We start from the raw sequence: 13,998 nt of genomic DNA on the forward strand, positions 1-13,998 counted from the left end.
ATCCGATTCGAGCAGGTGACCAAGCGCTACCCGGACGGGACCACCGCCGTCGAGGAGAGGAGCCGGCGGGACCGTCACGGGAGAGCCCCGCCCGGATTGTCCGGATATTCTGGGGCCTGTGATCGAGTCCGGACGGCTGCGGCACCCTCGGCGCACCAGCCGCTGGTCACTGGTGCGGTTGTCGCCGGTCCTGTTGACCGTCGTGATCGCCGCCCTGGCCTACGCCACGCCCCCGGAGATGGCCTTCAGCCGTCTGCTGCCCGCGGCGCCCGCCCTGGCCGCCGCCATGTGGCCGGTCCTGCCGACCGTGCTGCTCGGCACGGTCTGCCTCGTCCTGATGATCGGGCTCAGCCTCGTCTTCCCCGACCTCGGCACCTGGTGGACGGGCGGCGGGATCATCGCGGTCACGGTGGCCGCCGCGTACGGGAGCCACGTCCGACTCGTCCGGGAACGCACGCTCTTCCAGGTGCGGCTCGTCGCGGACGCGGCCCAGCAGGTGGTGCTCAGCCCGATGCCGCGCCGCTTCGGCCGCGTCGAGATCGAGTCGCTGTACCTGGCGGCCGCGGCGGAGGCCCGGATCGGCGGGGACTTCTACGAGGTGGTGGACACCCCGTACGGGGTCCGGCTGCTCATCGGGGACGTCCGCGGCAAGGGGCTGCCCGCCGTGGGCGCCGCCGCGGGCATCGTGAACGCCTTCCGGGAGGCCGCCTACGGCGAACCCGACCTGGTCCGGGTGGCCCGGCGGCTGGACGCCAGCAGCACCCGCTACAACGGGGCCTTCCCCGCCGAGGGGGCCGGGGAGCGGTTCGCGACGGCGCTGCTCGTCGAGATCCCGCACGGCGGCACCCGCATCGACGTGCTCAACTGCGGGCACCCGCCGCCGCTCCTCCGGGACCCGCGCGGGCTCCGGGTCCTGGAGGCCGCCTCCCCCTCTCCCCCGCTGGGCCTCGCCGAGCTCGTCGGGGACCACTACGGCGTGGACAGCTTCGGCTTCACCCCCGACGGCCTGCTGCTGCTGTACACCGACGGGATCGCCGAGGCGCGGGCCCGGGACGGCGAGTTCTTCCCATTGACGGCCTGGATGGCCCGGCAGCCCCCGGCCCGGCCCCGCGCCCTGCTCGCGGCCCTCCACCGGGACCTGCTGCGGCACAGCCGTGAGGGCCTGGACGACGACATCGCCGCCCTCGCCGTCCGCCTGCGCGACCCGGACCCGGCGGCCGCGCCCCCGGACCCGCGGCTGCCCTAGTACGAGCCCTGGACCGTGCCTGCGGGACCCTCGGGGCCCGTCACGGGGACGCCCAGCCGGGCGCAGACCTCTTCGAGCGCGGCGCCGAGGGGCAGGGCGATCCGCGTGCCGGCGTACCGGTCGCCCCGGGTGGGGTCCCGGTTGACGATGAGGACGGGCGTGCCCGCCTCCGCGGCCTGGCGCACGAACCTCAGCCCGGACATCACCGTCAGCGAGGAGCCCAGGACGAGCAGGGTGTCCGCGGCGTCGACCAGGGCCCGGCAGCGCGCCACCCGCTCCGGGGGCACGGACTCCCCGAAGAACACCACGTCGGGCTTGAGCAGGCCCCCGCAGCGGGTGCAGTCGACCACCCGGAAGGGGGCGGCCTGGACGTCGGTGAGATCGGCGTCGCCGTCGGGGTTGAGGGCGGCGGACCCGGGGTCGAAGCCCGGATTGGCCTCCTCCAGCCGCCGGGCGAGCGCGTGGCGGTCGGTGAGGGTGCCGCAGGACAGGCAGCGCACCCGGTCCAGACCGCCGTGCAGTTCCACCACTCCGGTGCTGCCCGCGGCCTGGTGGAGGCCGTCCACGTTCTGGGTGACGACCCCCGTGAGCAGGCCCCGCCGCTCCAGGGCGGCGACGGCCCGGTGCCCGGTGTTGGGTCGGGCCCGGCCGAAGGTCCGCCAGCCCAGGTGGCTGCGCGCCCAGTACCGCCGCCGGGCGGCGGCGTCGCCGGTGAACTCCTGGTAGGTCATCGGGGTGTGCCGTTTCAGGCTGCCGTCCTCGCCCCGGTAGTCCGGGATGCCGGACTCGGTGGACATGCCCGCACCGCTGAGCACCAGCACGCCCCCGGCCCGGAGCGCGGCAGCCACCGGTCCCGGATCGGTGGTCCCGGGGAGCGCGCTCCCGTCGGAGGTCCAGCTGAGGGTGGGCCGCATGCGCATACCGCCACCCTACGCACAGCGGGCCCGGACGCGGCCCGGTCCGGGCACCCGGGCGGCCCCGGCGGGCCGGGTGGGGCCCCGTCCGGTCCTCCCCGGGCACGCACGGGACGGGTGGGACACCCGAACATCCACGTGAGGAAAACGGTCACCGTCCGATCCGAAAAGGACAACTGTGAAGGTTGTGCGCAGGGTCCGCGGACGGGCTGGAACGATGTCGACCGTTCGCCGCGTCCGTCCCGTCCGACGGGCGCGCCGCACGACCGTCCCCGCCCGCCGCTCCGGCACCGGTGGGACGGTGCACGGGGAGCGCCGTGGTCCGCGGGGGTGGTCGACGCCGGCGGCCCGGGGGCTCCCGCGCGACCGCGCCGCGCCGGTTCCCCGGGGGGCCTCCCGTCCCCCGCCGTCGCGCCGCGGCCTTCGAGGGGGAATCGCCATGTCCGCGATCAGCCTGCCACGTCCGCAGCACCCGGAGCGGGACCGGCACCGCTTCCGCAGACGGCGCGCCACGGCGGCCGGCGCCGCGCTCGCCCTGGCCGTGACCGGGCTGGCCGCCCTCCAGACCGCCCCGGCGGCCGCGGACGGCCCGACCGTCATCGCCACGGTCCCGGTCGGCGCGAGTCCGGAGGCCCTGGCCGTGGCCCCCGACGGCAAGCGCGTGTACGTCAGCAACGCCGGGGTGTTCGGCGGCCCCGCCGGCAACACCGTCACCGTCGTGGACACCGCCACCCGTACCGTGGCCGCGACCGTGCCCGTCGGGAGCTCTCCGTCGGGGCTCGCGGTCACCCCGGACAGCGCCAGGCTGTACGTGGTCAACCGCGGCTCCGGCACGGTCAGCGTGGTCGACACCGCGACGAACACGGTGACGGCCACCATCGGTGGGGTCGGCGACCCCAAGAGCGTGGCGGTCGACCCCACGGGGGCCCGGGCCTTCGTCGTGGACTCCTCCGGCGCCAACGGGTCCGTCCGGGTGGTCGACACCGCGACGAACACCGTCACGGCCACGGTCACCGTCGGCGCGTTCCCGCGCGACGTCGCCTTCAGCCCCGACGGCGCGACCGCCTACGTCAGCAACGTGGGCAGCAGCAGCCTCGCGGTCATCGACACCTCCTCCCTCGCCGTGACCGCGAACGTGGCCCTGGGCGCGAAGCCGTACGCGGTCGACGTCGCCCCGGTCTCGGGGGACGTGTACGTCAGCCACGGCGCCGACTCCTCCGTCTCCGTGGTGGACCCGGCCACGCTCACCGTCGGCGCGACGATCCCCACGGGCGCCAATCCGGGAGGCACGGCGGTCGCCCCCGACGGGGCCACCGCGTACGTGCCCAGCATCGCCGCGCACCTGGTGTCGGCCGTCGACACCGCCACCCGCACGGTCAGCGGGAACACCGCGGTCGGCGGCGGACCCGTCGACACCGGGGTGAGCCCCGACGGCGGGCTCCTGTACGTGGTCAAGAACGGCGGCGAGGCCCTCGACGTCCTGAGCCTGCGTCCCGTGGCCCCGGTGCTGACCGGCGTCTCCCCCGCCACCGGCCCGGCCGAGGGCGGGACCACGGTCACGGTCACCGGCACCGCGCTGGCCGACGCGACCGCCGTCAGCTTCGGCGGGGTCGCGGTCGTCCCGACCGGGTGCACGCCCACCGCCTGCACCGTCACGACCCCGCCCCACGTGCCCGGCGCGGTGGAGGTCCGAGTCGCCACCCCCGGTGGCATCAGCGCCGTGACCCCCGCCACCCGGTTCACGTACCTCACCGCGGCCGCGGACATCGACGTGGACCTGGCCACCCAGCCGCACCTGGGCATCCTGGTGCCGTACCTGGCCTACACGCTCACCGCCCGCAACACCGGCCCCGGCAACGTCGCTTCGGCCACGCTGACCGCGACGCTGCCCTCCGGCGCCTCGGCCACCCAGCTGTCCGCCGGATGCACCGCCGCCGGTTCCACCGTCACCTGCTCCTACGGGGCCATCGCCGACGGCGCGAGCGCGACCAAGTCCTTCCGCGTCCCCCTGCACCTGCTGAGCCTCGGCCCGGTCAAGGTCACCGGCACGCGGACCGCCTCGTCCCCGAACGACCCGAACCCCGCCAACGACAGCGCCTCGGTCACCTGCACCGCCGTGACCATCCTCCTGGTCACCTGCCCCTGACGACCCGAGGCCGGGTGGCGTGCTCCCACCGGCGCACGCCACCCGGCATCCGCCCCCGACCCGACCCCCGATTCCCGCCCCGCCGGCGTTCGAAGCGGAACTCCAGCCCCGCCGGCGATTGAGGCGCGGGGGCAGGGGGCGGAGCCCCCACCGGAAGGCACACCCCCACCGACCCGCACCGCACCACCTCTAGGTCAACCGGTGCCCGTACCGCCCCGCGAGCCCGGCGAGCCCCGGCTCCCCGAACTCCTCCCGCATCCGGAGGAACTCCACCGTCTTGTCGGCCCCGAACCGGCCCACCTCCACGGCGTACGTGTCGGGGGCCACGAACCTCGGCGGCCTGCTCTTGCTGTGGAACTTGTCCGCGTACATGACGAGCCGTTCCTCCGGCGTGACCGCGAGGTAGTCCGCCGGCGGCAGCGGCAGTTCCTGCCGGAGCACGTCCTCCCGGCTCAGACCGACCCCGGTGTGGCAGGAGGCGAACCGGCACAGCGTCTCCGGGAACCCTTCGGCCCGCAGCGCCGCGTGCCCGAGGATCCCGTGCCGGATGTAGTGCTCCCGTCCCGGCCCGTCCTCGGGCCCGGCCAGCCGGTACACGCCGATGTCGTGCAGCAGGCACCCGGCCCGCACCAACTCCCGGTCGATCTCGCCCTCGTACCGCTCCAGCAGCCCACGGGCGACCTCCCACACGATCTCGCAGTGCCCGAGCACCCGTTCCAGGGCCTCGGGTGACGGTGCGTACTTCTCGTGCAGGGCGCGGATCTCGTCCGGCGTGGGAATCCTCATGGGCCCACGGTAGGGCCGGGTCCGGGCGCGACCGGGGCCGGGTCGTTCCGGTGCGGTCCGGTCGCGCCGCGGCCCGTTCAGCGGGCCCGTGCTCCGCTCAGGGGGCGCGCCACACGTTGGCGAAGGCGGACTCCTCGATGGCGCGCCGCTGGCGGACCGCCTCCAGTTCCATCACCGCGTCGTTCACGGCGGCGAGCACGGCGGTGACCGGGTCGTCGTCCCCGGCCCCGTCCTCGGCGGCTCCCGCCGCCACCCGCGCTCCGGGGTCGCCCTCCGACCCCGCGCCCGCCACGGCCTCTCCCTCCGGAGCCGCGACCGACTCGGAACCGGCATCGCCATCGCCATCGCCGTCGGCATCAGCGGGGCCGTCCACCAGGCCGATGGCCGCGGCGAGGGCGCCGAGGACGGGTTCGGCCTCCTCCAGACGACCGACCGCCAGCGTGCGGGCCGGCGAATCGACCAGTTCCACCCGTCGCGCGCCCAGGCGCAGCAGCCCGCCGCGTTCCGGGGAGAGCTGCCCGTCGGCTTCCAAAGCACTCTGGTAGGCCGCCGCGAGGTCCCGGCCCCGGCGCCACAGCCAGTCCTCCACCGGTTCGTACGGCGCGGTCCGCAGCAGCGCCTCCGAGGCCGCCGCCAGCAGCCCGTCCGTCGGCGGCGCCGTGGTCGCGGGGACCACTCGGTCGCCGTCCAGCCCGATCGTGCCGGCGTCCAGCAGGTCGATCAGCTCCGCGCCGGCGAGGGCCAGCGACAGGTCTCCCTGCCCGACGCTCCCCGTGGACCGGCGGTCCATGGCGACGATGAACAGGTCCTTGGCCGTAGTCATCAACGACTCCCCTCACGACCACCGGGCGCCCGTGGCCCGGCGGTCAGCACGGACGGCCCGACCGGCCCTCCGCCCACGGACCTCCATTATCACCGGCCCCGTCCCGGTGATCGGCGGTCCGTGGGGGCGGGTGGGCGCTCAGTGGTGGGCGTGGACGACGGCGTGCCCCTTGCCGCGCCCGATCAGCCACTTGTTGACGGGGGTGGTGACGAGGAAGGCCATCGCGAACCCGCCCAGCAGGGCTCCCCAGAACAGCCCGTCGGAGAGGTGGGCGTCCATCGCTCCGGGCACGAGGGCGATGATGCCGTTGTCGACCAGTTCCATCACGGCGATGGAGATCGTGTCGGCGGCGAGGGCCACCTTCACGGCGTTCCGGAAGCCGAGGCCGGCGCGGCGGACGGCCAGCAGCGTGAAGGAGTAGCCGAAGAGGAAGGCGAGGGCGATCGCCAGGGCCATGGTGGCCACGTTGCCCCACATCAGGGCGGTGCCGATGACCATGCCGAGGATCTCGCCGATGGCACAGCCGGTGAGGCAGTGCAGGGTGGCCTTCGCGGCGGTGGCCCAGCCGGTGCCCGCCCCGGGGCCGTGGTGGTGCGGGTGTCCACCGCGCCCTCCGTGAGCGTCCCCCGCGCGCTCCGTCCCGTGTTCCGTGCCGTGTCCCCCGCCGTGCTCGGTGTCGTGCTCCGGGCCGTGCTCCATGACCTCGCCCCCGTTCCTTCCACGGGCCCGCCGACCGGGCCCCACCGATCCGAACCATATACCCCCCGGGGGTATTCCAGAAGGGTTCGGACCTCCCGGACGGCGGGGCCGTCCCGCCGTCCGGGAGACCGGGGTCAGAGCGCCGCGAAGACCGGCCGGAGGGTGTGCGGGGCGTCCATGGTCACGTTGACCTGGGGGCCGAGGGCGTACTCGGTGCCGTCGTACACCCATCCCGTGTGCCGGAACCCGGCCTGCGGCCGGGCCGTCACCGCCACGACCGTGCCGGGGGCGTACGGGCCGTAGACGGCCGGGCGGGCACTGCCCCCGGTGGCGCCCTCCAGGGTCAGGGCGTGCCGGGTGCGCTGGATCCGCAGGGTCCGGTAGTCGGCGACGATCGGCGTGGTGAGGCGGGCCAGGGCCGCGTTGTCGCTCTCGGCCGCGTTCCCGAGCGGCTGCCCGTCGACCGTGTTGAGGGTGTTGGAGTACTGGTTGACGGCCGTGCACGGGCCGCCGCACGCGCTGCTGTAGGCCATGATCGTGTGGTGGTCGCGGCGGGGGGTGACGTACCCGGTCCCGTAGGGCGCGTTGAGGAGCTGTCGCCAGGTCTCGCCGCCGACCTGCTCGGTGAGGGTCCGCGGGTCGTGGAACAGTCCGAGGTTGTGGCCGATCTCGTGGCCGAGGTTGTACCAGTCGGTCATCGAGCGGACGTCCACCACGGAGAACGCCTCACGCGCGTCGAAACGGCCGCGGACCGGGAGGCTGCCCTGTCCGGTGGACTGCCCGCGGTCGACCCGGTTGACCACGGTGATCAGGTCCACCCCGTAGTTCTCCCGGTACTGGGCGGCGCGCGCGCCGAGTTCGCGGTCGGCGGGATCGGCGAGCTTGCCGTGCATCACGTGCGAGGTGTTGTCCCCGCGATAGCCGGTGGCGTAGGTGCCGATGACGTCGATGCTGGCGGGGACCCCGCTGTCGGCGAGCGCCTCGTTCATCTTCCGCTCGGCCCACCGGATGGTGTTGACGACCTGCTGCTCGCCGCCCATGTCGGCGACCGCCCGATCGGTGTACCCGGCGATCACGTCGATCACCACGGGGTCCCCGGCGGCGGCCGGCTCCGCCCCGCGCAGCCCGTGGGCCATGGCGGTGGCGTCGTCCGCGCTCATCACGGAGCCGTCGGGGGCGTGCGGGGCCCGGTGGTCGGGATCCTCCTCGGTGATCCGGACCCGGGCCGGACGGCCCGTCAGCGTCTCCACGTGGTAGACGCGTTCCCCCAGGGCGGCCACGACCTCGACCACGGGAGCGGTGCCCGGGGCCGCCCCGCACACCCCGCGCATGGCCACGCCCACCCGGTGGTCGGGGGCCCCCTCCACGTGACCGCTCCAGGTGACACCGCCACCCTCGCGCTCTGAGCCGTCCTCGACCGCGGTCACGCGGACGTCCTCGAAGAAGCCGAACGCGTGCCGGCGGGGCGCGCCGAAGGGCGCCGGGGTGCACAGCTCCCGGTACTCCTCGGTGCGCAGCGGGACGATCCGCTCCCGCAACACCTCCCGGCCGTCGGCTTCGGCGGCCCGGCCCGGGGGTCCGGCGGCGGGGGAAGCGACACGGGCGGAGGCGGCCGGACCGGCGGCTCCGGGGAGGGTCGGGGCGCCGGCGGGGCCCGCGGGATCGGCCACCGCGGCGGTCACGGACAGGGAGACCAGCGCGGAGGCGCACAGGGCGACCCACCGGGTGCGCCGGAGGCCAGAAGAAGGGGTCATATCACCACAAAGACAGAACAATCCGGTGACGAGTGGCGGACATGCCCGGCGCTCGCGCTCCGTCACCCGCCCGGAAGATCCGGGCGCGGCGCGTCGGGCGTGTCGCGGGGTGCCGTGGGGACGGGCCGGCCTCAGACCCGGACGGGCAGCGCGACCAGCCCACGGACCAGGCGGGTCCGCCGCCACTCCAGGCGGCCGGCGGGGACGGCGAGGCGGATGCCCGGATGGCGTTCCAGGACCGCGCGCAACGCGATCTCCAGCTCGGCCACGGCCAGCGGAGCCCCCGCGCAGCGGTGGATCCCGTGGCCGAAGGCGAGGTGCCCGGAGGCGTCGCGGGCGGGGTCGAGGAGATCCGGGTCGGGGAAGCGGGCGGGGTCCCGGTTGGCGGCGCCGAGGGCGACCAGCACCGGGGAGCCGGCCGGGATCTCCGTGCCGCCGAGGGTGAGGTCCCGGAGGGCGTACCGGAAGGTGGCGGTGCCCACCGCGGAGTCGAAGCGGAGGAGTTCGTCGAGCGCGGCGGGCAGGGCCTCCGGGTGTGCGCGCAGCCGGCGCAGCTCGACGGGGTGGCGGAGGAGGGCCAGCAGGGCGTTGCCGAGGGCGTGGGTGGCCGTCTCGTGTCCGGTGATCAGGAGGAGTACGGCGAGGGAGACCAGCTCCTCCTCGGTGAGGCGGCCCTCGGCGTCGCGGGCGGCGATCAGTCGGTCGAGGAGGGAGTGACCGGGGGCCAGGCGGCGGGCGGCGACGAGGTCGGCCATGTAGTCGGCCACGGCGTGGGAGGCGGCGTCGACGGCGTCCGGGGCTCCGGCGGCGAAGAGGTCGGCGGACCAGCGGCGGACGGCGGGCCGGTCGGCCTCGGGGACACCGAGGAGTTCGCAGACCACGATGACCGGCAGGGGTTCGGCCGGCCCGGCCACGAAGTCCACGGTCCGACCGGCGGGCCATCCGTCGAGCAGTCCGTGGGTCACGCGGGTGATGTACGGGCGGAGCTCCCGGACGGCTCCGGTCGTGAAGGCGCCGGTGACGAGCCGTCGGAGGCGGGTGTGCCGCGGCGGGTCGGTGGCGAGCATGCTCGCGGAGACGGCCGGATGGAGCCGTCGCCGGGAGTCCTTCCCCGCGAAGAAGGTGGTGGTGTCCTTGGAGAGCCGGGGGTCCGCGAGGGCGGCCCGGGCCTCGGCGTAGCCGGTGACGAGGTGGTCGACGCGGCCCGCGGCTCCGGCCGGTACGGCCCGGACCGCGGGGCCTTCGCGGGCCGCGGCGTACCCGGCGTACGGATCCCCGGCCTCTTCCGGAGCCGGGGGGTCGGGGATGCCGTGCGCGCGCGGGCACCCCTCGCCGGACGCACCCGTGCCGTACCCGCCCCCGCGCTCGTCCGCCGTCCCCGTCACGGGCCCCAACGTAGCCGGTGGGGACGGTCCCGATCGCACCAAATGGGGCCGGCGGGACGGGAGGAAGCTCCGAAGGTCGGTGGCCGTGGGGTCCGGGAGTGGTCCGTGGTGATCCCGCGCCTGCGAAGGCGATTCGACCAGCACCTCGCAGATGCAGCCGGGTGGGCCGGATCGACGCCGCAGCCGCCGGAGGTGGAATCGACCCGGGAACCCTTGGGGTGGCGAAGTCGCCGCAGGTCGGGGCGGATCGGGGATGCGGAGCCGGCGGCGGTGATCCCGTAGCGCCGGAACCGACCACGGCACCTTCGTGGCCGCACCACCGCATTCCGGAAGAATTCGAGGGCCGCCGCTCGCCGACTCCGCCCGCGCCGCTCCGGCGGGGACGGGCTCAGGCTTCCTCGGCCACCGCGCCGCCGGCGGGGGCGGCCCGGCGGCGGCGGTAGGCCACCGCCCCGCACGCCGCGAGGACGAGCACGGCCACCCCGGCCGTCCCGAGGGCCGCGTGCTCCGCGAACAGCCGACCGAGGACTTCGAGGATCCCCAGGCCGACCGTCGCGTAGAGCAGCGCCCAGGCGGCGCCGCCGATGAACAGGGCCGGGAGGTAGCGGGGCAACGGCATGCGCATGCTGCCCGCGAGGAAGTTCGCCGCGGTCTGGAAGCCGACGGTCAGGAAGGACACGGCCACCACGGGGGCGCCCCAGCGCTGGATGGCCCGCTCGGCCCGCTGGAACCGGGCCGAGGAGAGGCGTTCGGCGAACCGGCTGCGCCGGGCGCCCGCACCGGCCAGCCAGCCGACGGCGAAGGTGCCCCCGGCGCGGAGCAGGACGATGACGTACAGGGCTCCGGCGGTCAGCGCGATCTTATCCACGGTGCTCCGTCCCCCGTTCCGGTCCGGCGGGAGCGGGGCCCGTCCTCCGCGTGGCCCTGCCGGTCCCGGCGGAGGCACGACGGGCACCCGCCCGGTCCGCGATTCTCACCTGCGCCCTGCCTCTGCACGTTCCGTTCCGAGGGGTGGTCGCCGTCCGCGACACCCCGGCCCGCGCCCGCGGACCCCAGGCCCGCACGTCAGGCAAGGCCAGCCTAACCGAACGCAAATCCGCCGGTACAGGCCGGCGTCCGGTGACCCGTCACGGTGAGCCGTCACGGTGCGCCCGGCGGGGTGCGGGCGGCCCCGGTGCGGGCGGCCGGGCCTCGTCGCCGGTCTTCGTCACGCGGGCGGGGCCGAGGTAGGTGATCCGGAGGGTGCCCGTGGCGGGTTCCCGGTCCACCGCCGCCTCGACCCCGTACACCGATCCGAGGAGCTCCGGGGTGAGCACGTCCGCCGGGGGTCCGGCGGCGGCCACCTCCCCGCGGTCGAGCACGACCAGGTGGTCGCAGTAGCGGGCGGCGAGGTTGAGGTCGTGCAGGGCGATCACGCAGGTGAGGTCCAGGGAGCGGAGCAGGTCGAGGAGTTCCAGCTGGTGGCGGATGTCGAGGTGGTTGGTGGGTTCGTCGAGGAGGATCTCCCGGGGTTCCTGGGCGAGGGCGCGGGCGAGTTGGGTGCGCTGCCGCTCGCCGCCGGAGAGGGTGTGCCAGCTCCGGTGCTGCCGGTGCGTGAGGGCGGTCCTTTCCAGTGCCGCGTCCACGGCGTGCCGGTCCCGCGCGCTCGGTGCGTCGAAGCGGCCGCGGAAGGGGGTGCGGCCGAGTTCCACGACCTGCCGGACGGTGACCTGGTGGTGGGCGGAGGACTCCTGTTCGACCACGGCGAGCCGCCGGGCCCGGTCCCGGCGGGACAGGGCGTCCAGGGCGGTGCCGTCGAAGCGGACGGTGCCGCGGTCGGGGCGGCGGAGTCCGGCGAGCAGTCTCAGCAGGGTGGACTTTCCGGAGCCGTTGGGCCCGAGGAGCCCGACGACACCGCCGTCGGGGACGGTCACGCCGACGTCGTCGAGGAGCCGGTGGCCCTTGACCGACCAGCTCAGCCCGGTGGTGGTGATGCTGCCCATCAGGACTCCAGACGTTTCAGGACCAGGGCGAAGGCGGGAGCGCCGAGGAGGGCGGTGATCACGCCCGCGGGCAGTTCGTGCGGGTTGAAGGCGGTCCGGGCGAACACGTCCACCCAGATGAGGAAGACGGCGCCGACGGCGGCGGACAGCGGCAGCAGGGTGCGGTGTCCGGGGCCCGCCAGCACGCGCACGGCGTGCGGGACGAGCAGGCCGACGAATCCGATCGCACCGGAGGCCGCCACGGCGGCCGCCGTGATCACCGAGGCCAGCACCAGCAGTCGGACCCGGGTCGCGGTCACGTTCACGCCCAGCGCGGCGGCCGCGTCCCGGCCGAAGGTGAAGGCGTCCAGGGAGCGGGCGGAGAACTGCACGGCGACGATCCCGGCCAGGACGACGACGCAGGTCACGGCGGTCCCTTCCCAGCGGGCGCCCCCGAGGGTGCCGAGGAGCCAGTACGTGAACCCGCGCGTGGCGTTCGCGTCCCCGCTGACCATGAGGACGACGGAGGTGACCGCGGCGAAGAACTGGGAGACCAGCACCCCCGTCAGTACCACCCGGGCAGGGCTCGCGACGCGTCCGCCGCCGAGCAGGAGCAGCAGCAGGCCCAGGGAGGCCAGGCCGCCCGCGAAGGCGCCGGTGGACAGCGAGACGCTGCCGCCGACCCCGAGCAGCAGCACCGCGACCGCACCGGTGGAGGCCCCGGAGGACACCCCCAGGAGGTAGGGGTCGGCGAGCGGGTTCCGGGTGACGGCCTGGAGGACGGCGCCGGACACCGCCAGACCCGCGCCGACCGCGGCGGCCAGCAGCACGCGCGGGAACCGGGACTCCCACACCAGGGCGTCCAGCAGGCCCGGCAGGGCCGGTGCGGGGGCGAGGTCGCCGAGGCCGAGGTGGCGCAGCAGGGTGCCGAGGACGTCCGCGGGGCCGAGGTCCGCGCTGCCGAACAGCGAGGCGGCGACCACCGACACGGGCAGTGCGACCACGACCAGGAGGGACAGCACCAGCCGGGCGGCCCGGGGCCGGGCCCCCGGCCCCGCCGGGGGGCCGGGGGCCGGGGGGCCGGTGCGCACGGGGGCGGTGGCGGGGGGACTCGTCGTCACGGTGTCCGCCCGTTCAGCCGAGCCGGGCGAGGCCGTCGGCCAGCACCGGCACGGCGGACGCGCTCCCGTAGCTCGGGTCCATGTGACTGCCGGGGACGGTGATGAACCGGTCGCCCTCCACCGCGGCGAGTCCCCGGGTCAGCGGGTCCTTCTTCAGCAGGGCGATCTTCTCCCGGGCGGTGTCGTGGGGTTCGCCCCGGGTCAGGTCGGCCAGGATGACGACGTCCGGGTTCCGGGCGGCCACCTCGTCCCAGCTGACCTCGGCCCATTTGGTCTTGGCGTCCTCGAACACGTTCCGCACGCCGAGGATGTCGGACATGTGCTGGGGCAGGCCGCCGGGGCCGGCGGCCCAGGGGGTGCCCTCGTAAGTGGAGTAGAACCACATCACCTTGAGCGGCTCCGACCGCTTCCGGACGGTGCGCACCGCCCGGTCCACCAGGGCGCGCTGCTCGCGGGCCAGCTTCTCCCCCGCCGCGGGCACCCCCATGATCCGGCCGAGTCGGCGGTACTCCTCGAAGAGCAGGTCGAAGTCGGCTCCCCGGACGCTCTCGTGGAAGGAGCAGTCGAACTCGGTCAGGTAGGTGGGCACGCCCAACCGGTGGAGCTGCCCGCGGTCCCCGGACTGTTCGGCGGTGAACATGCTCGCGAAGGAGCCGTAGACGAAGTCGGGTTGCGCTTCGAGGAGCTTCTCGTGCTTGATCTCCTGTCCGGGCGCGGACAGCACCGGGATCCTGCCGTACTGTGCGGCGATGTCCGCCGGGGGCTTCTCCACTTCGTAGCCGGTGCCGACGATCCGGTCCCCGACGCCCAGGTGGACGAGGATCTCGGCGGCGGTCTGGTTGAGGGTGACCACCCGCTTCGGGGCGGCCGGGTAGGTCACTTCGGTGCCGCAGTTGTCGAGGGTGAAGGGGTGACCGCCGGAGGCGGTGGCCGCCGCCTTCGCCGGCTTGTCGTCGCTTGCGGGGGTGCCGGGGGCGCCGCCCGCGGTGCACCCCGTGACCGCGAGGGCGGTCAGCAGGGCGAGGGGCAGGATCGCCTTCCTCATCGGGCTCATCGGGTTGATCCGGTTCATCGGGTTCATCGGCAGGTGGTCGTCGCTTTCGTACGGGGTCCCCGGGCGGGACGCGTGGGGAGGAGAGGAGGGGAGGCCGGGGCGGCGGGGG

General features: G+C 75.2%; 12 protein-coding genes. 2 read left to right on the top strand and 10 right to left on the bottom strand.

What is annotated here, in order from left to right; all coding sequences use genetic code 11:
- Positions 1 to 118: 118 nt before the first annotated feature.
- On the top strand, positions 119 to 1,246 hold the full coding sequence (locus tag ABTZ17_RS21345; RefSeq protein WP_352197249.1) for a PP2C family protein-serine/threonine phosphatase: 1,128 nt from the start codon (positions 119 to 121) through the stop codon (positions 1,244 to 1,246).
- Here ABTZ17_RS21345 and ABTZ17_RS21350 read toward each other — a convergent pair.
- Positions 1,243 to 2,166 (bottom strand): NAD-dependent protein deacetylase, encoded by a 924-nt coding sequence (locus ABTZ17_RS21350; protein WP_352197250.1) that lies wholly within the window; start codon positions 2,164 to 2,166, stop codon positions 1,243 to 1,245. The two genes, ABTZ17_RS21345 and ABTZ17_RS21350, sit on opposite strands and share 4 nt — an antisense overlap.
- Before the next feature lie 433 nt (positions 2,167 to 2,599).
- Here ABTZ17_RS21350 and ABTZ17_RS21355 point away from each other — a divergent pair, with 433 nt between their 5' ends.
- Positions 2,600 to 4,306: an IPT/TIG domain-containing protein gene (locus ABTZ17_RS21355; protein WP_352197251.1), complete on the top strand. Its 1,707-nt coding sequence runs from the start codon at positions 2,600 to 2,602 to the stop codon at positions 4,304 to 4,306.
- 189 nt (positions 4,307 to 4,495) lie between these two features.
- Here ABTZ17_RS21355 and ABTZ17_RS21360 read toward each other — a convergent pair whose 3' ends face one another.
- From ABTZ17_RS21360 to ABTZ17_RS21400, 9 genes are all read right to left on the bottom strand, one after another.
- The gene (locus tag ABTZ17_RS21360) at positions 4,496 to 5,092 is read right to left on the bottom strand and encodes an HD domain-containing protein (RefSeq protein WP_352197252.1); all 597 of its coding nucleotides are present in this window, start codon (positions 5,090 to 5,092) and stop codon (positions 4,496 to 4,498) included.
- A 97-nt stretch (positions 5,093 to 5,189) separates the two neighbouring features.
- The gene (locus ABTZ17_RS21365; RefSeq protein ID WP_352197253.1) at positions 5,190 to 5,915 is read right to left on the bottom strand and encodes a GOLPH3/VPS74 family protein; all 726 of its coding nucleotides are present in this window, start codon (positions 5,913 to 5,915) and stop codon (positions 5,190 to 5,192) included.
- A gap of 138 nt (positions 5,916 to 6,053) precedes the next feature.
- Complete coding sequence (locus tag ABTZ17_RS21370; RefSeq protein ID WP_352197254.1) at positions 6,054 to 6,614, bottom strand: DUF4396 domain-containing protein; 561 nt, start codon at positions 6,612 to 6,614, stop codon at positions 6,054 to 6,056.
- 134 nt (positions 6,615 to 6,748) lie between these two features.
- The gene (locus ABTZ17_RS21375) at positions 6,749 to 8,368 is read right to left on the bottom strand and encodes a M12 family metallo-peptidase (RefSeq protein WP_352197255.1); all 1,620 of its coding nucleotides are present in this window, start codon (positions 8,366 to 8,368) and stop codon (positions 6,749 to 6,751) included.
- 131 nt (positions 8,369 to 8,499) lie between these two features.
- The gene (locus ABTZ17_RS21380) at positions 8,500 to 9,675 is read right to left on the bottom strand and encodes a cytochrome P450 family protein (RefSeq protein WP_502994776.1); all 1,176 of its coding nucleotides are present in this window, start codon (positions 9,673 to 9,675) and stop codon (positions 8,500 to 8,502) included.
- A 466-nt stretch (positions 9,676 to 10,141) separates the two neighbouring features.
- Positions 10,142 to 10,621, bottom strand: coding sequence for a DedA family protein (locus tag ABTZ17_RS21385; RefSeq protein WP_352197257.1), 480 nt, complete (start codon positions 10,619 to 10,621; stop codon positions 10,142 to 10,144).
- A 259-nt stretch (positions 10,622 to 10,880) separates the two neighbouring features.
- A complete protein-coding gene (locus tag ABTZ17_RS21390; protein ID WP_352197258.1) occupies positions 10,881 to 11,735 on the bottom strand; it encodes an ABC transporter ATP-binding protein in 855 nt (284 codons plus the stop codon).
- On the bottom strand, positions 11,735 to 12,739 hold the full coding sequence (locus ABTZ17_RS21395) for a FecCD family ABC transporter permease (protein ID WP_502994777.1): 1,005 nt from the start codon (positions 12,737 to 12,739) through the stop codon (positions 11,735 to 11,737). The genes ABTZ17_RS21390 and ABTZ17_RS21395 overlap by 1 nt, the downstream gene beginning before the upstream one ends.
- A gap of 109 nt (positions 12,740 to 12,848) precedes the next feature.
- Positions 12,849 to 13,916, bottom strand: coding sequence for an ABC transporter substrate-binding protein (locus tag ABTZ17_RS21400; protein WP_352197260.1), 1,068 nt, complete (start codon positions 13,914 to 13,916; stop codon positions 12,849 to 12,851).
- Positions 13,917 to 13,998: the final 82 nt, after the last annotated feature.

Source organism: Streptomyces sp. NPDC097619 (genome assembly GCF_040302735.1).
Lineage (GTDB): Bacteria > Actinomycetota > Actinomycetes > Streptomycetales > Streptomycetaceae > Streptomyces.